Source organism: Streptomyces sp. NBC_00576 (assembly GCF_036345175.1).
Taxonomy (GTDB): Bacteria; Actinomycetota; Actinomycetes; order Streptomycetales; family Streptomycetaceae; genus Streptomyces.
In genome coordinates this window covers 9,069,989-9,087,731 of record NZ_CP107780.1, presented here as the reverse complement: position 1 = coordinate 9,087,731, position 17,743 = coordinate 9,069,989, and the positions used below count along the sequence as shown (strand labels likewise).

The 17,743-nt window shown below is 70.5% G+C and carries 15 protein-coding genes; 4 read left to right on the top strand and 11 right to left on the bottom strand.

The features are described 5' to 3' along the window. Window positions 1–60: 60 nt before the first annotated feature. From OG734_RS39610 to OG734_RS39590, 5 genes are all read right to left on the bottom strand, one after another. Window positions 61–681, bottom strand: a complete 621-nt coding sequence (locus tag OG734_RS39610; protein ID WP_330292233.1) for a GTP-binding protein — start codon at window positions 679–681, stop codon at window positions 61–63. After that, the gene (locus tag OG734_RS39605; RefSeq protein ID WP_330292232.1) at window positions 662–1,120 is read right to left on the bottom strand and encodes a DUF742 domain-containing protein; all 459 of its coding nucleotides are present in this window, start codon (window positions 1,118–1,120) and stop codon (window positions 662–664) included. The genes OG734_RS39610 and OG734_RS39605 overlap by 20 nt, the downstream gene beginning before the upstream one ends. Further along, window positions 1,117–1,524: a roadblock/LC7 domain-containing protein gene (locus OG734_RS39600; protein ID WP_330292231.1), complete on the bottom strand. Its 408-nt coding sequence runs from the start codon at window positions 1,522–1,524 to the stop codon at window positions 1,117–1,119. Before OG734_RS39600 ends, OG734_RS39605 begins: the two co-directional genes overlap by 4 nt. Then, window positions 1,521–3,266 (bottom strand): sensor histidine kinase, encoded by a 1,746-nt coding sequence (locus OG734_RS39595; protein WP_330292230.1) that lies wholly within the window; start codon window positions 3,264–3,266, stop codon window positions 1,521–1,523. The genes OG734_RS39600 and OG734_RS39595 overlap by 4 nt, the downstream gene beginning before the upstream one ends. 327 nt (window positions 3,267–3,593) lie before the next feature. After that, window positions 3,594–4,229, bottom strand: coding sequence for a TetR/AcrR family transcriptional regulator (locus OG734_RS39590; protein ID WP_330292229.1), 636 nt, complete (start codon window positions 4,227–4,229; stop codon window positions 3,594–3,596). A gap of 186 nt (window positions 4,230–4,415) precedes the next feature. Between OG734_RS39590 and OG734_RS39585 the strand changes: the two genes are divergently transcribed. The 4 genes from OG734_RS39585 to atzF all read left to right on the top strand — a co-directional run bounded on the left by OG734_RS39585 (window position 4,416) and on the right by atzF (window position 11,301). Further along, window positions 4,416–5,240, top strand: coding sequence for an urea amidolyase associated protein UAAP1 (locus tag OG734_RS39585; protein ID WP_330292228.1), 825 nt, complete (start codon window positions 4,416–4,418; stop codon window positions 5,238–5,240). Further along, window positions 5,237–5,857: an urea amidolyase associated protein UAAP2 gene (locus OG734_RS39580; RefSeq protein ID WP_330292227.1), complete on the top strand. Its 621-nt coding sequence runs from the start codon at window positions 5,237–5,239 to the stop codon at window positions 5,855–5,857. Before OG734_RS39585 ends, OG734_RS39580 begins: the two co-directional genes overlap by 4 nt. Then, complete coding sequence (locus OG734_RS39575; protein ID WP_330292226.1) at window positions 5,854–9,369, top strand: 5-oxoprolinase/urea amidolyase family protein; 3,516 nt, start codon at window positions 5,854–5,856, stop codon at window positions 9,367–9,369. Before OG734_RS39580 ends, OG734_RS39575 begins: the two co-directional genes overlap by 4 nt. Before the next feature lie 234 nt (window positions 9,370–9,603). Further along, a complete protein-coding gene (gene atzF / locus OG734_RS39570) occupies window positions 9,604–11,301 on the top strand; it encodes an allophanate hydrolase (protein ID WP_330292225.1) in 1,698 nt (565 codons plus the stop codon). 133 nt (window positions 11,302–11,434) lie between these two features. Here atzF and OG734_RS39565 read toward each other — a convergent pair whose 3' ends face one another. From OG734_RS39565 to OG734_RS39540, 6 genes are all read right to left on the bottom strand, one after another. Next, window positions 11,435–14,296 carry a DEAD/DEAH box helicase gene (locus OG734_RS39565; RefSeq protein WP_330292224.1) on the bottom strand — a complete coding sequence of 954 codons (2,862 nt, stop codon included), beginning with the start codon at window positions 14,294–14,296 and terminating at the stop codon, window positions 11,435–11,437. A gap of 115 nt (window positions 14,297–14,411) precedes the next feature. After that, complete coding sequence (gene tatC, locus OG734_RS39560) at window positions 14,412–15,374, bottom strand: twin-arginine translocase subunit TatC (protein WP_330292223.1); 963 nt, start codon at window positions 15,372–15,374, stop codon at window positions 14,412–14,414. Window positions 15,375–15,427: 53 nt separating this feature from the next. Continuing rightward, the gene (tatA, locus tag OG734_RS39555; protein WP_330292222.1) at window positions 15,428–15,712 is read right to left on the bottom strand and encodes a Sec-independent protein translocase subunit TatA; all 285 of its coding nucleotides are present in this window, start codon (window positions 15,710–15,712) and stop codon (window positions 15,428–15,430) included. 258 nt (window positions 15,713–15,970) lie between these two features. Next, entirely contained in the window at window positions 15,971–16,165 is a 195-nt protein-coding gene (locus OG734_RS39550) for a hypothetical protein (protein WP_330292221.1), read from the bottom strand. Window positions 16,166–16,369: 204 nt separating this feature from the next. Then, complete coding sequence (locus OG734_RS39545; protein WP_330292220.1) at window positions 16,370–16,663, bottom strand: hypothetical protein; 294 nt, start codon at window positions 16,661–16,663, stop codon at window positions 16,370–16,372. After that, a complete protein-coding gene (locus tag OG734_RS39540) occupies window positions 16,660–17,727 on the bottom strand; it encodes a helix-turn-helix transcriptional regulator (RefSeq protein ID WP_330292219.1) in 1,068 nt (355 codons plus the stop codon). The genes OG734_RS39545 and OG734_RS39540 overlap by 4 nt, the downstream gene beginning before the upstream one ends. Between the last annotated feature and the right edge of the window lie 16 nt (window positions 17,728–17,743).

Genomic DNA, 17,743 nt, shown 5'->3' with positions numbered 1-17,743 from the left:
CCGTACGGGTGCCGATGTACGGGTTGTGGGGTGCTGGATATGGATTGCTGATCAGCGCGTTCAGACAGACGCCTTCGCCATCTCCAGCGAATGCAGAAAGCGCATCAGCGTCATGAGCGTGTCCCTGCTGGAAGCCCGCCGCCGTGCGTCGCACTCCACGATGGGGATCTCCGGGGCCAGGTCGAGAGCCGCGCGCAGGTCCTCGATCGGGTAACGGGGCGCGTCCGGAAAGGAGTTGACGGCGATGACGAAAGGTACGCCGCGCTCCTCCAGGCGCCCTATGACGTCGAAGCTGACTTCCAGGCGCCGGGTGTCGATCAGGACGACAGCACCGAGCGCGCCTTCGAACAGCCCGTTCCACAGGAACCAGAAGCGTTCCTGGCCGGGGGTGCCGAACAGGTACAGCACCAGTTGGTCGGTGATGCTGATGCGGCCGAAGTCCATGGCCACGGTGGTGGCGGTCTTGGAATCGGAGCCGTAGTTGTCGTCGACTCCGATGCCGGCCTGCGTCATGGTCTCTTCGGTGGTCAGCGGCCTGATCTCGCTGACCGAGCCGACCATGGTCGTCTTGCCGACGCCGAAACCGCCCACGATCACGATCTTCACCGCGGCCTGGGTGGAGTGCGGCAGCCGGTCCTCGGTCCGTGGACCCGTGATGGTGTCAGAGCTTTTGAAGTCCATGCATCACCGCTTCGAGGAGGGAACGGTCGGCCAGCGACTGGCTGATGAGCGGATCGCGCGCCTGGACCAGTTCGGCCGTCAGCAGCTCGGTGAGCAGGACGGTCACCACGCTGAACGGCAGGTTGAGGTAGGCCGAGAGCTCGGCCACCGACAGAGGGGCCTTGCAGAGGCGGAGCAGCGCCGACTGCTCCGGCGGGGCGGCGGGCGGGGGTTCGGCGCACGCCACGATTAACGTGACGAGGTCGAGGGAGGCGCGCTCGCCGCCCTGGGTCGCGCCGGTGAGCACATAGAGCCGTTCGGGGTTCTTCCGCTCCCCTTCCTTGCCCTTCGCGCCCTCCTGACCTGCCCCGCCCTCCACACCGGCCGCGCTCTGCGGGAGAGACTCCGGCGGGGGCTCCTGCTTGATCGGGTAGCGCCGTCGGCGCTGCGGAGGAGTCATACGGTCTGCCCGTTCCGCCGGGGCGGACTGGTGAGGTGAGCGCCGATCCGGATGACGAGGTCGCGCATGTGGTTGCTCATGTTGCCGGGTTCGGCGACCACGTTGGCGAGGACCGCGAGGTAGGCGTTGGGGCCGGCGGCCATCAGGTAGAAGTAACCGCCGGTGACCTCGATGATGACCATGCGCATCGTGCCGTCGCTGTCCGGGATCTCGTGCGCGACAGCTCCCGCGAGGCTCTGCAGTCCGGCGCAGGCGGCGGCGACACGGTCGGCGGCGTCGGGGTCGCCGCCGTAGCGGGCGATGCGGAGGCCGTCGGCGGAGAGCACCACGATCTGCTGGACGCCCGGTACGCCGTCGGCGAGCTCCTTGAGCATCCAGTCGAAGTTGGCTCGCTGCGAGATCACTTGAGGTCCCCCTCGTCGTCGGCCTCGGCGTGGGCCGGCTGCTGGTTGGTCGCGCTGGATGCGGTCGGGTCTTCCCGGCGGCCGCCGAAGGCCGCCCGGTCGTCCGGGTGGCCGCCGGGGGCTCTGGAGCCGGCGGCCGGGAAGGCGGTGAAGTCGACCGCGTCGTCCGGGTGATCCGAGAACGTCGTCGGGTCGTCGGGGTTCCTGGTGAAGGCCGTGGGGTCCGGGTCGCCCTTGAGGCCCTCCATGAACGCCTCGACCCACAGGCCCGGCAGGGGCTCGTCTTCCTTGTCCTTCTTCAGCGACTCGGGCTGCCACAGTTTCCGAAGCTCCGGGTCTGCGTCCATCTCGGCCTCGGCGGCCCTGGAACGGGCGTACCGCTCGCTGAGCGGGGTCTTGACCCGGCTGCGGCGCTGCGGCAGACCGTTCTCGGTCCACTCGGTGACCTCCGGGATGTCGTCCTCCATGGAGACCGACGCCGGGATCCGCGGGCCCGTCGTGGGGCGGCGCTTCTTGGGCGGGCGCTTGGGGCCTTCCAGCGCGCCGAGTTCGATCTTGGGTGCGGCGGTGGCACCGATGCCGTGGGCGAAGCCCGGGGCGGGGTCGCTGGTGAGCATGTCGGACGGCACGACCAGAACGGCGCGGACACCGCCGTACGCGGACGGCCTGAGCGAGATCTGCATCTTGTACGACTCGCAGAGGCGCCCCACGACCGCCAGGCCGAGCCGCGGGGACTCACCGAGGTCGTTGAGGTCGAACCCGGCCTGGGCGCGGGCGATCATGTCCTCGGCGCGCTTGCGTGACTCCTCGCTGAGGCTGACGCCGGCGTCCTCGATCTCGATGGCGATGCCGGTCTGCACCTCGGTCGCGGTGACATGCACCTTGGTGTGGGGCGGCGAGTAGCGCGTGGCGTTGTCGAGGAGTTCGGCTGCCGCATGGATGAGCGGCTCGACGGAGTTGCCGTCGACGTTGACCTTCGCGATGGAGGACAGATCGATGCGGCGGTACTCCAGGATCCGGGACATCGCTCCGCGCAGCACGCTGTACAGCGCGACGGGCTGGGGCCACTGGCGTCCGGGCCGGCCACCGCCGAGCACGGAGATGGAGTCGGCGAGGCGGCCGATCAGCGCGGTGCCGTGGTCGATGCGCAGGAGGTCGTCGAAGACCTCGGGGTTGCGGCCGTGGTCCTCCTCCATCTCCCGGAGTTCGTTGGCCTGCTGGTGGACGATCGCCTGAACACGCCGGGCGATGCTGACGAACGCGCGCTGCGATCCGTCCCGCATGGCCTCCTCGCGGTCGATGATCTCCAGGACCTTCTCCAGCAGCTTGCGCTGCGGTACCGGGAGTTCGCGGTACGGAGAGTCCGGCCCACTTAGTTCGCGAATCACCCCTGTGGGTGAACCGACACCGCGCAGCACCTGGAGCGCGTACGGCAGGACTTCCTTGCCGAACCACTCGAAGTCCTCGTCGTGGGCGGCGATACGCCGTTCCAGATACGCGGTGTGACGGGCGTGCTCCGCACGCAGGTTGCGGACGCTACGGCCGCGGCGGACCGCTTCGGCGGCGACCGCGACGACCAGCACCGTGGCCACGGCTCCGAACCAGCCGACGGCGGCCCGGGCCGGCCCCGTCACCAGGGCGACGGCGGCTCCGGTCGCCCCGGCCATTGCTATGGCAGGTAGCAACAGCACGCGCGCGTAGGGAAGTTCACGGCCACCGGGAGGCGTTTGAACACTCACCATGTATGCCCTCTGAGACAAATCGGCTGGGGTTGGGGGAGCTTGCTGTGGGGTACGTCTGGGAACTGTCTGGATCTTCGGTATTTTTGCGAACAAGCGCACGAATACATCCCAACTCGGTGCGCTGCGGGCGAGCTTAGTCCGACCGGATCAACGCCGTGTCATATTCCGCAAGCCTCTGAAATACCCCTCGCAACTGGAGTACTCTCGGCCCATTTGCACGCTACGGATGCAATCGCACACGATGCGTTACGACGCATGAGCGTACGAAAACCACTCACCGTGACGGGTGAATGCAGGCCTCCGGAGCCCCGGGAGCCGTCTTGAGTCTCAGATACCGGCGATGCGCAGCGCCGCGTCCGCCGTGGCTTCAGCGAAGGCGGAAACCGGGCGCTCGGGGTCGGAGCGGTGCACGAGGATGACGCCCTCGATGAGCCCGAAGAGCAGATCCGTCCGCAGATCCAGCTCGCTCTTGGCGAGCGCGCTCCCGGCGGCCGTCGCCGCGAGCAACTGCCGGTAGGTGTCCTTGAGTTCGGCCCGCACGGCGTGGAAGCCGGCGAAGCGTTCGGCGCGCACCTCGGGAAGGAGGTAGAGACCGCCGAGGTTGTGCGGGCCGCCGCAGAGCAGCTCGACGTCGGTGCGGCACAGCTCCCACAGCCGGTCCTCGGCCGGGGTCGCGTCGTCGGCGAGCAGCCCGCGGGCGTACGTCAACGAGGGGGTGACGGTGGACTCCAGGAGCTCGGCGAGCAGCTCCTCCTTGCCGGAGACGTAGTGATACATGGACGCCTGACGCATCCCCGCCCGCTCGGCGATGGTCCGGGTGGTGGTGGCCGCGTAGCCCCGGGTGGTGAACAACTCGGCGGCCGCGGTGAGCAGTTCGGCCCGCGGGGCGAGCCCACTGTCCGGCCGCTGTGCGGCCCGCGGTCTGCCGACCCGCCGTCCGCCCGGCCCGCCCGTCGTTCCCATGCGTTCGATCCTCGCACACCACCCCGTCCGGCGATCTTCGTGAGCAATCGGTAACCGGGTGGAAACGCACGGGCAACTGCCGTGTCTCGCCGCCCGCCTAATTTCTGTCGAGCGACAGAAACTCTGCAGCAGGACAGGCACAAGGACCACGAGAAGCAGTACGACTTCGGAGCCGGAGGACCCCCGATGGGGACATCGACCACGTACGGAGCCCGCGACCACGCCCGCGCCCAGGAGGGCGCCCAGGCCGAGGCCATGCCCGTCGTCCCGGCCGCCGACTGGCCGGCGCCGCCCTGTGCGGCCGGCCATCTGGTGTGGGCCGAGACCGTGGCCGGCGGTAACTACACGCACCGGGTGCTGGCCCGCGGCACCGAGCTGCGCCTGACCGACCTGCGCGGTGACGCCTGCGCCCATCTACTGCTCTTCGTCGCGGACCGGCCCTGGGAGCGGCTGAACGTCGCCGACACGGTCAAGGTGCAGTGGAACGCCTATCTCGGCGAGGGACAGTTGCTCCTGTCCGACCAGGGCCGTGTCCTCGCCACGCTGGTCGCCGACACCTCCGGGCGCCACGACGCGCTCTGCGGCACCTCGACCCTCGTACGCAACACGAACCGGTACGGCGACGGCACCCCCCAGTCGCCCTCCCCCGCCGGCCGTGAGCTGTTCAAGCTGGCCGCGGCCAAGAACGGCCTCCAGCCGCGCGATCTGCCGCCCTCGCTCTCCTTCTTCCAGGGCGTGGAGGCAGGCGAGGACGGCGCCCTCGACTTCACCGGCTCGGCCGGACCGGGCGGCAGTGTGACACTGCGCGCCGAGCAGGACCTCACGGTGCTGATCGCGAACGTCCCGCACCCCGCAGACCCGCGCGACGACTACGTCAGCACCCCGCTGGAGGTGCTGGCCTGGCGCGCCGAGGCCACCCGCCCCGGCGACCCCCTGTGGGAGGCCACGCCCGAAGGCCGCCGCGCGTTCCTGAACACCGCCGAATTCCTTGCCGCGAGGGGGCTCGCATGACCACACCGATCGTCCGGAAGACCGTTGTTCCGGCCCGTGCCGCCTGGTCGTCCGTCGTCCGCGCCGGCGGGACACTGACCATCACCGACCTGCACGGCAACCAGGCCGTCGACTTCCTCGTCTACGACGCCCACGACACGTCCGTGCGTTACAGCGCGCCCGACACGATCCACGCGCAGGGCGGCATCTTCCTCACCACGGGCAGCGTCCTGATGTCGAACGAGCACACGCCTCTGATGACCGTGTCCGCCGACGACATCGGCCGCCACGACACGGTCGGCGGCGCCTGCTCCAAGGAGTCGAACACCCTGCGGTACGGCCACCACACCTGGTCGCAGCACGCGTGCGTGGACAACTTCCTCGCCGAAGGCGCCAAACACGGCCTGGGCAAAAGGGACTTGGTCTCCAACATCAACTGGTACATGAACGTGCCGGTGGAGAAGGACGGCACGCTCGGCATCGTCGACGGCCTCTCGGCGCCTGGGCTCTCGCTCACGCTCCGCGCCGAGTGCGATGTCCTGGTCCTCGTCTCCAACTGCCCCCAGATCAACAACCCTTGCAACGGCTTCGACCCGACCGAGGTGGAGATGACCATCACCGAGGCGGGCCCGGAATGACCTTCGACACGCTGCTGGTCGCCAACCGGGGCGAGATCGCCGTGCGCATCATCCGTACGGCACGGGAGCTGGGCCTGCGCACGGTCGCGGTCTACTCCGACCCCGACCGCTCCGCCCCGCACGTCCGGCTCGCCGACGAGGCGGTCCGGCTCGGGCCGGCGCCCGCGAAAGAGTCGTATCTCGACGCCGACCTGGTGCTGGCGGCGGCCAAGGTGACGGGCGCGGGGGCGATCCATCCCGGGTACGGCTTCCTGTCCGAGGACGCCGACTTCGCTCGGCGCTGCGAGGCCGCCGGGATCGTGTTCGTGGGGCCTACGCCGGGTCAGCTGGAGCTGTTCGGCGCGAAGCACACGGCCCGGGCGGCGGCCGAGGCGGCGGGGGTGCCGCTGGCGCCGGGCACGGGCTTGTTGGCCTCCCTCGACGAGGCGTACGAACAGGCCGCCGCCATCGGCTATCCCGTGATGCTCAAGGCGACCGGCGGGGGCGGCGGCATCGGCATGTCGGCCTGCGCCTCGGCCGCCGAACTCGCCGACGCCTGGGAGCGGGTGCAGCGCGTCGCCGCCGCCTCCTTCTCCTCGGCCGGCGTCTTCCTGGAACGGCTCGTCGAACGCGCCCGCCATGTCGAGGTACAGGTCTTCGGCGACAGCGAGGGCCGGGTCGTCACCTTCGGCGACCGCGACTGCTCACTCCAGCGCCGCAACCAGAAGGTGGTGGAGGAGGCCCCGGCGCCCGGGATCCCCGCGCATGTACGCACCCAACTTGCCGACGCTGCCCGTGGCTTGTGCGCATCGGTCGGCTATCGCTCCGCCGGAACCGTGGAGTTCGTGTACGACGCCGCCCGTGAGGAGGCGTACTTCCTGGAGGTCAACACCCGGCTCCAGGTGGAACATCCGGTCACGGAGGAGATCTACGGCGTCGACCTCGTCGCCTGGATGCTGCGACTGGCCCGCGGTGAGCGGGACGTCGTACGGGATCCTGGCACCCCCCGCGGTCACGCCGTCGAGGCCCGTGTCTACGCCGAGGACCCCTCCCGCGAACACCGGCCCAGCGCGGGCCTGTTGACGCGGGTGGAGTTCCCGGGCGGGGTGCGGATCGACGGCTGGGTGGAGACGGGCACCGAGGTGACCACGTCGTACGACCCGATGCTCGCGAAGGTGATCGCGTACGGCGCCGACCGGGCGCACGCGCTGCGCCGACTCGACGAGGCGCTGGCCCGCATCCGGGTCGACGGCATCGAGACGAACCTGGGCCTGGTACGGGCGGCGCTGGCGAACCGGGACTTCCGCTCCGCGACGCACTCGACGGCGACCCTGGCCGGAGTGAGCGACCCGACCGCGCGTGTCGAGGTCGTCTCCGGCGGGACGCTCACCACCGTCCAGGACTGGCCGGGCCGCACCGGCTACTGGCAGGTGGGCGTGCCTCCGTGCGGCCCGATGGACGACCGTTCCTTCCGGCTCGGCAACCGCGCCCTGGGCAACGACGAGGGCGCCCCCGGCCTCGAATGCACCCTCCAGGGCCCGGCGTTGAGGTTCACACACCCCACGACGGTGTGCGTGACCGGGGCCCCGACACCGGTCACGCTGGACGGCACGCCGGTCGCGCAGTGGGAGCCGGTGACGGTACCGGCGGGTGCCGTACTGGCGATCGGCGCCCCGTCGGAACAGGGCCTGCGGACGTACGTGCTCTTCGCGGGCGGCGGCCTGGACGTACCGCCGTTCCTCGGCAGCGCGGCCACCTTCACCCTGGGCAGGTTCGGCGGGCACGGCGGCCGGGCGCTGCGCACCGGCGACGTCCTGCACGGCGGAACGGCGACGGAGTCGGGGGCGCCGGTTCCACCGGCCGATCGCCCGGAGTTCGCCTCGCCCTGGCACATCGGCGCCGTCGAAGGCCCGCACGCGGCACCGGAGTTCTTCACCGAGGAGGACATCCACGACTTCTACGCGGCCGACTGGAAGGTCCACTTCAACTCGGCCCGCACGGGCGTACGGCTGGTCGGTCCCAAGCCCCGCTGGGCGCGCACCGACGGTGGTGAGGCGGGCCTGCACCCGTCCAACATCCACGACACGCCGTACTCCGTGGGCGCCGTCGACTACACGGGCGACATGCCGGTCCTGCTGGGCCCGGACGGTCCCTCCCTCGGCGGCTTCGTGTGCCCGGCGACCGTCCTCAGCACGGAACGCTGGAAACTGGGCCAACTGCGCCCCGGCGACACTGTCCGCTTCGCTCCGGTGGACACAACGGGCGTACGGCGGGCGGCGATTGTGGACGGGGGCGTACTGGCCCGGGACGGTGACATCACCTACCGCCGCAGCGGCGACGACAATCTGCTGGTCGAATTCGGACCCATGCAGCTCGACTTGGCGCTCCGGATGCGCGTCCACGCCCTGATGGAGGCAGTGACGGAACTGGACCTCGACGGGGTCACAGATCTGACGCCGGGCATCCGCTCCCTCCAGATCCAGGCGGACCCGGCCCTGCTCCCCCAGCCCGAACTACTCGCCGCCATACGGCAGACGGCGACCGCCCTGCCCCCCGCGGACCGCCTCACGGTCCCCTCCCGCACGGTCCACCTCCCCCTCTCCTGGGACGACCCGGCGACCCGGGAGGCGATCGCCCGCTACATGGCCGGCGTCCGCGACGACGCCCCCTGGTGCCCGTGGAACATCGAGTTCATCCGCCGCGTGAACGGACTGGACTCGGTCGACGACGTGTACCGCACGGTCTTCGAGGCGGAGTACCTCGTACTGGGCCTGGGAGACGTCTATCTGGGCGCCCCGGTGGCCACCCCGCTGGACCCCCGCCACCGCCTGGTGACGACGAAGTACAACCCCGCCCGCACCTGGACGGCGGAGAACTCGGTGGGCATCGGCGGCGCCTACCTGTGCGTCTACGGCATGGAGGGCCCCGGCGGCTACCAGTTCGTCGGCCGCACGACCCAGGTGTGGTCGGGCTGGCAGCAGCGCGGCGCGTTCGAACCGGGCTCACCGTGGCTGCTGCGATTCTTCGACCGCATCAAGTGGTACGCCGTCGAGCCGGACGAACTCCTCGAACTGCGCGCCGACATCACCTCGGGCCGCTTCGTCCCCCGCATCGAGGAGGGCGTCTTCTCCCTGGCGGAGTACGAGGAGTTCCTGACGGAGAACGCCGAGTCGATCGCGGAGTTCCGCACCCGCCAGGGCGCGGCCTTCTCGACGGAACGGGACGCGTGGGAAGCGGCGGGCGAGTTCACGAGGGCGGAAGCGGCGACGGGGCCTCCGGCCCCCTCCCCCGAGGTGACGGTACCGGCCGGGGGGCACCTGATCGAGGCTGAATTCGCCGCGTCGGTGTGGCAGTTGAACGTGTCGCCGGGCGACGAGGTGACAGCGGGCCAGCCGCTCCTGGCCCTGGAAGCCATGAAAATGGAATCCAGGGTGCACGCCCCGATATCAGGAGTGGTCCACGAGATCCTGACCAGACCGGGCGCCCAGGTGGAAGCTGGCACGGCCCTGATCGTCCTGACACCGACCACCTGACATCCGCCCCCGCCGCCCCTACCCGTCCCATCACTGGGGGCTGCGCCCACCAGACCCCCCTTCGCGCTGAACGCGCTCGTCCTCAAACGCCGGACGGGCTGAAGGATCAAGCCCCGGCCGGCATCATCCAGCCCCTCCGGCGTTTGAGGAGCGGGGTCTGGGGCGGAGCCCCAGGGATGGGACGGGTAGGGGCGGCGGGGGCGAAGAAACAACCACAGCCCCCAAGGAGCACCGATGCCGACCCCCACCCTCACCCTCACCCTCACCAGAGTCCGCATCGCCTACGCCCGCATCGCCGCCGTAGACCGCCCCGAGGTCTGGATCGACCTGCGCCCTCTCGCAGAGGTCGAAGCGGAAGCCACCCGCATCGACGCCCGCCTCGCCGCAGGCGACCCCCTCCCCCTGGCCGGCAAACTCTTCGCCGCCAAGGGCAACATCGACGTCCAGGGCCTCCCCACCACCGCCGGCTGCCCGGCCTACGCCTACCACCCGGAGGCCGACGCCCCGGTCGTCGCCCGCCTCAAAGACGCCGGCGCCCTCCTGCTCGGCACCACCAACCTCGACCAGTTCGCCACCGGCCTGGTCGGCACCCGCTCCCCCTACGGCCCCGTCCGCAACGCCCACGACCCCACCCGCATCAGCGGCGGCTCGAGTTCCGGCTCCGCCACCGCCGTGGCGCTGGGCCTCGTCGACTTCGCCCTCGGCACCGACACCGCCGGCTCCGGCCGCGTCCCCGCCGCCTTCAACGGCATCGTCGGCCTCAAGCCCACCCGCGGCCTGGTCCCCACCACCGGTGTCGTCCCGGCCTGCGCCTCCCTCGACTGTGTGACCGTCTTCGCCCGGACGCTCCCCGAGGCCGAGCAGGCACTCGCGCACATGGTGTCCCCACCCGCCCGCGACCTCCCGCCCCTTCCCCAACGCGCCCCGGGCCCCTGGCGCGTGGCGGTCCCGCCGCTCGCCCAACTCGGCGAACTCGACCCGGGCTGGGCACAGGCGTACGAGACGGCGGTGACCCAGCTCCGCACCGCCGGCGTCTCCGTGCGTACGCTCGACCTCACCCCCTTCACCGAGGCCGCCGCGATGCTGTACCAGGGCGCGTTCGTCGCGGAGCGCTACACAGCGGTGGGCGCCTTTGTCGACAAGTTGCTCGCCGAGGGTGGCGAAGCCGCCGCGACCCTGGACCCCACCGTCGCCGGCATCATCACCGGCGCCCGCGACATCCCCGCCCACCAGCTCTACGCCGACCAGGAGCGGCTGGCCGCCCTGCGCACCCGCGCTGTCGCGGAACTGGCCGACGCCGACGCCCTGTTGCTGCCCACGGCCCCCGGTCACCCGACTCTCGCCGAGGTCGCCGCCGACCCGCTGGGCGCCAACGCCCGGCTGGGCCGCTTCACCAACTCCACCAACCTCTTCGACCTGGCCGCGGTGGCCGTTCCCGCGGGCGAGGTCGACGGGTTCCCGTTCGGCGTGATGCTGATCGGCCCGGCGTTCACCGACGACCGGCTCGCCACGATCGCCCACCTGATCCAGCCCGAGGCCCGCCTCGCGGTGGTCGGCGCGCATCTCGCGGGCCAGCCGCTGAACCCCCAGCTCCTGGCTCTGGGAGCCCGGTTGGAACGTGCGACCACGACGGCCCCCGTCTACCGTCTGCACGCCCTCCCCACGACCCCGCCGAAGCCGGGCCTCGTCCACGTAGGCGAAGGGGAAGGCGAAGCCGGCGGAGCGGCCATCGCGGCCGAGGTATGGCGCCTCCCCGCCGAAGGCCTCGGCCGCTTCCTCGCCGCCCTCCCCCGCCCGATGACGCTGGGCCGCGTCGAACTCGCCGACGGCACTCACGTACCCGGCTTTCTCTGCGAACCGGCCGCCCTCGAAGGCGCCGAGGACATCACGACGTACGGCGGCTGGCGCGCGTACCTCAACAGCCGCCCCTGACCACCACCACCGACGACAGGGCGACCGGACGACGGGTAGGTGGGCGGCGGAGTGACCGAGCCGCGGGGAAACCGCCCCGGACGGGCGCCCTGTCGTTCGCCGCCGCTCAGCCCACTCTGTTTGCTCCGCTCGCTCAGCCGACCGACGAGTAGGCCACAACCCCCCGCAACAGCCCCTCCACGGCCTTGCGCGCGTTCTTCGCGACCGTCGACGACTCGCCGCCGGAGACCGGCGCCGCGGCCGAGATCTGTCCGAGGACGTCGATGACCTGCTTGCACCACCGCACGAAGTCGCCGGCCGGCATCTCCGCCTCGCGGAGCACCTCGTCGAGGCCCTTGCCGGACGCCCACTCGTAGGCCGCCCAGGCGAAGCCGAGGTCGGGTTCGCGCTGGCCGACGCCCTCGCTCTGGGTGATCCGGAACTCTTCCTCCAGCGCGTCGAGCCGGCCCCAGATACGGACCATCTCGCCGAGCGCGGCCTTGGCCTTGCCGGACGGCACCTTCGGCGCCATGGCGTCGTCGGCTGCCCGGGACTCGTACACCAATGCCGAGACGCACGCGGCGAGTTCGGCGGGCGACAGCCCGTTCCACACGCCCGCGCGCAGGCATTCACTCGTCAGCAGATCCAGCTCGCCGTAGAGCCGGGCGAGCCGCTTGCCGTGCTCGGTCACCTCGTCGGCGCGCAGATAGTCCAGCTCGGTGAGCAGGGCGACGATGCGGTCGAACGTACGGGCGATGGTGTTCGTGCGGCCCTCGATGCGCCGTTCCAGCTGCGAGGTGTCGCGCAGCAGCCGGTAGTAGCGCTCCGCCCAACGGGCGTGGTCCTCACGGTCGTTGCAGCCGTGGCAGGCGTGGGCGCGGATCTCGGTGCGCAGCCGGGCGATCTCTCGGTCGTCGGCCGCCTGGGACCGCTGCTTGCGGGCCCGCTCGGGCGGGATGTGCCCGGCCTTGGTGCGCAGCGCGGACGCGAGGTCGCGACGGGACTGCGGTGAACGCGGGTTGAAGGACTTGGGGACCCTCATCCGCTCCAACGCCTCGACGGGCACCGGGAAGTCCATGGACGCCAGCCGCTTCACCTGCCGTTCGGCCGTCAGCACCAGCGGGCGTGGGCCGTCGTGCTGCTCGAAGCCGCGATGGCCGTTGGACCGGCCGGCGGGCAGCCCCGGGTCCAGGACGAGCGCGAGGCCCGCGTACTTGCCCGTGGGGACGTGGATGATGTCACCGGGCTTGAGCTTCTCCAGCGCGACGGCGGCCTCGGCACGCCGCTGGGCGGCGCCCTGCCTGGCCAGGTCGGTCTCGCGGTCCTTGAGTTCGCGGCGCAGCTGCGCGTACTCCTCGAAGTCGCCCAGATGGCAGGTCATGGACTCCTTGTAGCCGTCCAGTCCCTCCTCGTTGCGCTGCACCTGCCGGGAGATCCCGACGACCGACTTGTCGGCCTGGAACTGCGCGAACGAGGTTTCCAGCAGTTCGCGCGAGCGGTGCCGGCCGAACTGTTCCACCAGGTTGACCGCCATGTTGTACGACGGCTTGAAGCTGGAGCGCAGCGGGTACGTGCGCGTGCCCGCCAGTCCCGCCAGGTGGTCGGGGCTCATACCGCGCTGCCACAGCACGACAGCGTGACCCTCGACGTCGATGCCTCGACGGCCGGCGCGGCCGGTCAGCTGGGTGTACTCGCCGGGGGTGATGTCGGCGTGCTGTTCGCCGTTCCACTTGACGAGCTTCTCCAGCACGACCGAGCGGGCGGGCATGTTGATGCCGAGCGCGAGGGTCTCGGTGGCGAAGACGGCCTTCACGAGGCCTTGTACGAAGAGTTCCTCGACGACCTCCTTGAACGTGGGCAGCATGCCCGCGTGGTGGGCGGCGATGCCTCGCTCCAGGCCTTCCAGCCATTCGTAGTACCCCAGGACGTGCAGGTCCTCGGTGGGGATGGACGCGGTGCGCGACTCGACGATGGCCCGCACCCGTTCCCGCGCCGCGTCGTCGTTCAGCCGCAGTCCCGCGTACAGGCACTGCTGTACGGCGGCTTCGCAGGCCGCGCGGCTGAAGATGAACGTGATGGCGGGCAACAGGCCCTCGGAGTCGAGCCGTTCGATGACTTCGGGGCGTCCCGGCGTCCACACGCGTGAGCGCGATCTGCGCTCCCGCTCACGGTCGGCCTCACGCATGGCGCGCCCGCGTTTGCGGTCCTGGAAGGAGGGCCGTTGGGCCTCCATCCGCGCGAGCCGGGTGAGGTCGGGGTTGACGGCCTTCCTGCTGCCCTCCCCCTCCTCGAAGAGGTCGTACATCCGGCGTCCGGCGAGCACGTGCTGGAACAGGGGCACGGGCCGGTGCTCGGAGACGATCACCTGGGTGTCGCCGCGCACGGTGTCGAGCCAGTCGCCGAACTCCTCGGCGTTGGACACGGTCGCCGACAGCGAGACAAGGGTGACCGACTCGGGGAGGTGGATGATCACTTCCTCCCACACGGCGCCGCGGAAGCGGTCGGAGAGGTAGTGCACCTCGTCCATCACCACATAGCCGAGGCCGAGAAGGGTCTGCGAGCCCGCGTACAGCATGTTCCGCAGCACCTCGGTGGTCATCACGACCACCGGGGCATCGGAGTTGACGCTGTTGTCGCCGGTGAGCAGACCGACCTTGTCCGCGCCGTAACGACGGCACAGGTCCGAGTACTTCTGGTTCGACAGGGCCTTGATGGGCGTCGTGTAGAAGCACTTCTTGCCCTGCTGGAGGGCGAGGTGGACGGCGAACTCGCCGACGATCGTCTTGCCCGAACCGGTGGGGGCGGCCACCAGCACGCCCTTCCCCGCTTCGAGCGCCTGGCAGGCCTCGATCTGGAAGGGGTCGAGGCCGAAGTCGTACATCTCGCGGAAGGACGCGAGTGCGGTGGCCTGCTCGACAGCGCGCTTGCGTGCTGCCGCATACCGCTCGGCCGGTGAGAGGTCCTCTGTCATCGTGCTTTCGAGACTACCGGCCCCCACTGACAACAGGACGATCATTATCCGGATCGATGCCTGTGAAACCCGGGATCCACGCAGCTCAGGCAACAGGAAGCGGCCGGGGCGCCGGGCAGGCGCCCCGGCCGCTTCCGCGTCGGGGTGGTGAGAAGGAGCCTCAGGTCACGTCGTCGTAGCCGTTGACCCGGTCCGTGCCCGCCTGTTCGGGCAGGGCCCGGCTGGCGGAGACGGTCTCGATCTCGCCGATGTCCTCCGGGGTGAGGTCCAGGTCGGAGGCCTCGTCGTCACCCGGTCCCGCCTCGTCGCGCCGACGCTTGCGCCGGTCGTTCACCAGCGAGAACGCCACCGCGCCGAAGTACAGGACCCAGATCGGTCCGGCGAGCGCCAGCATGGTCAGCGGGTCCGTACTGGGCGTCGCGACCGCCGCGAAGACCGTGATGCCCATGATCATGGCGCGCCACCAGCCGGCCATGCGCTTACCGGTGAGAATCCCGGTGAGGTTGAGCATGATCAGCAGCAGTGGCAGCTCGAAGGAGAGACCGAAGACCAGCACCATGCGCGTGACGAGGTCGAGCAGGTCGTCCAGCGGGAGCAGGTTGTCCACGCCGAACGGCGTGAACTCCATCAGGACCTTCGCGGTGGTGGGGAGGACCCGGTAGGCGAAGTAGGCACCGCCGAGGAACAGCGGGACACCGGATGCGACGAACGCGTACGCGTACTTCTTCTCGCTCTTGTGCAGACCCGGGGCGACGAACGCCCAGAGCTGGTAGAGCCAGATCGGCGAGGCGAGCACGACACCGGCCATGAGCGACACCTTCAGCGCGAGCGTGAAGGGCGCGAGCAGGCCGTTGATCGTGATCTGCGCGCAGGGGTTGTCCCCCTGGGTCTGCTGCTTCGCCAGCTCTGAGAAGGACGACGGGCATCCGACCGAGTCGAGCACCGGCTTCGTGAAGAGGTTGATGATGTCGTTGTAGAAGAAGGCGGCCACGACCGTGACGATCACGATGGCCAGCAAGGCCTTCGCGACCCGGTTGCGGAGTTCACGGAGATGCTCGACGAGGGGCATCCGCCCCTCGGGATCCCTCTCCTTCTCCTCCTTGTTGCGGGCGGACTTGAGCAACCCACGTCCTCATCTCGTGCGGCAGGCCGGAGGTATCCGGCCTTGCGTCAGCGTCAGCGCTTGGTCGTGTCCGTCGGCTCGGTGACCGGGCGTGAGCTCGTCACGTCACCGGGGGCGGCCTGGATGGTGCGCTGTGCCGGGGGCTGCTCGTCGGTGTGCGGCGGACCGGCGGGGGCGGTTTCCTGGCCCTCCGACTTCATCGCCTTGGCCTCGCTCTTCAGGATGCGCGCGGACTTGCCGAGCGAGCGCGCCATGTCCGGAAGCTTCTTCGCGCCGAACAACAGGATGATGACGACGAGGATGAGAATAATCTCGGGAGCTCCGAGCCTTCCGAACATAAGTCTTTACCTTCTCACCGAGGCGGCTGGGTGGGGGTGCTGTCCGATCGTTCGGACAGGTGTCCGACCGTCGTGTTCACAGCGATCGTAACGCTCGGGGGTAAACCTGAGGCAATCCCTGTGCGTACTCCCGGTTTGCGGTCCGGGCCTCGTTTTCCGGCCGCGATCAGCAGCGTACCTGCCGACACCGACAAGGTGACAGGGCGAAGTCGCCCAAAACACATCAACCCATGGACTCACAGAAGAGCCGCCGGGCACTCACAGCGCATCGACAGAGCGTGCTGTGTGCGCGGCGGCCCGTTCCAGGTCCTCGGCGGCCCGGTTGATACGCCGCGCCGAGTCCGTGACCTGCCTTCCCAGGCGCTGCGCCTCCAGGAAGACCCGGACGGCGAGCACCCCGAGAACGGCGAGCCCCAGGAACCCCACAGCGATCGCGAACATCGGCCAGAACATGCCGCCGAGCCTAGCCCGTCACCGGCCGACCCCTTCCAGCCCGTCCGGTCCTTCAGCCCGTCCGGCGTTTGAGGACAAGGCCCGTTCAGGGCCGGAGGGGGGTCTGGGGGCGCAGCCCCCAGGAACAGGATGGGACGGGTAGGGGCGGCGGGGGCGAAAACCCCACCCCGCGGCAGAGAAACCGCACATCCCGCGGCGCGCCCCTCACGACGGTCCGGCCAGCCGCAGCGTCCTGACCCCGCCCCCGGTGAGCAGCTCGACGACGCGCTCACCGGCGGGTTTGCGAACGGTCACGTCGCAGTCGGGGCAGGTGAAGGAGTAGAAGGTGGTGCGGCTGGAGGCGCCGATCGCCAGGCGCAGGGAGCTCGCGGTGAGCTCGAAGTTGCCGCGGCAGTCCGGGCAGGCTGCTCGGAACATGACAGGGGCCACCCTTCTCATGCCCGCGAAGGCGGCCGCCACGGTCATGTCCCGCACACCTGACATCGCAGACTCGCTCAACGCTCCTGCTCCCGTCTGTCGTACAGCCCGTCCTGAACCGCGTGCGCCCCGGAACCCGCCGACTGCGTCCCGTGGGCGGCAGGCGGGGCGTCGTACGCCGCCAGCGCCTCCTGGGCGGCCTGGCGGGCACTGTCCGCGAGGTCCTGCGGCGAGACGATGCGCCCGTCGCGGCCGAGCCGCAGCGCCAGGCGCCGCAGCGACGCCGGATCGGGGGTGCGCAAGGTGATACGCAGCCCGCCGTCGGGAAGCTCATCCGCGCTGTCGTGCGGGTAGTACTCGGCGACCCAGCGTCCGCCCGGGCCGACCTCGACGACCACCTCGGGGTCCTCGGCGGCGGGCTGCACCAGTCCCTCCGACAGGTCCCGCAGCTCTATCTCGGGCGGGGCGGCCGACTCGTCCAGGATCCTGATCTCGGCGACCCGGTCGAGGCGGAAGGTGCGCCGCGCCTCGGAGCGCCGGCACCAGGCCTCCACGTAGGTGTGCCCGACACTGACCAGGCGGATCGGGTCGATCTCCCGTTCGGTGAGCTCGTCGCGCGCGGGCGAGTAGTAGCGGATCCACAGGCGGCGGCGCTCGGAGATCGCCCGGTCGACGTCCGCGAACACCCCGCCCTCCGACTCGAAGGTCACCGACAGCCGCGCGCTGGCCCCGGCGGCCTCGCCGGCCGCCGTCTCCACCTTGGCGGTGGCCCGCAGCAGCGCCTGCCGGTCGCCCTCGCGCAGCCCGGGCAGGGTGGACACCGCGCGGGCGGCGACCAGCAGCGCGGTCGCCTCGTCGGCGGCCAGCCTGAGCGGTTCGGCGGCCTCCTCTCCGAGGGCGGCGGGGTTGTGCCACCAGATCCGCTCGCCGTCGGTGTCGATGTCGAGCAGATCGCCACCGCGGAAGCTGGTGCCGCACATGGGCAGCACGTCCAGGTCCGAGACCAGCTCGTCCTCGGTGATCCCGAACGCGCGGGCGACATCACCGACGCGTGCGCCGGGCCGCTCGCGCAGATACGTCACCAGGGACAGCATTCGCCGCGTCTGGTCGATGGCGTTCACGGGCCTGGCCGGTTTGCCTGCCACTTGCTTGTGCTTCCCC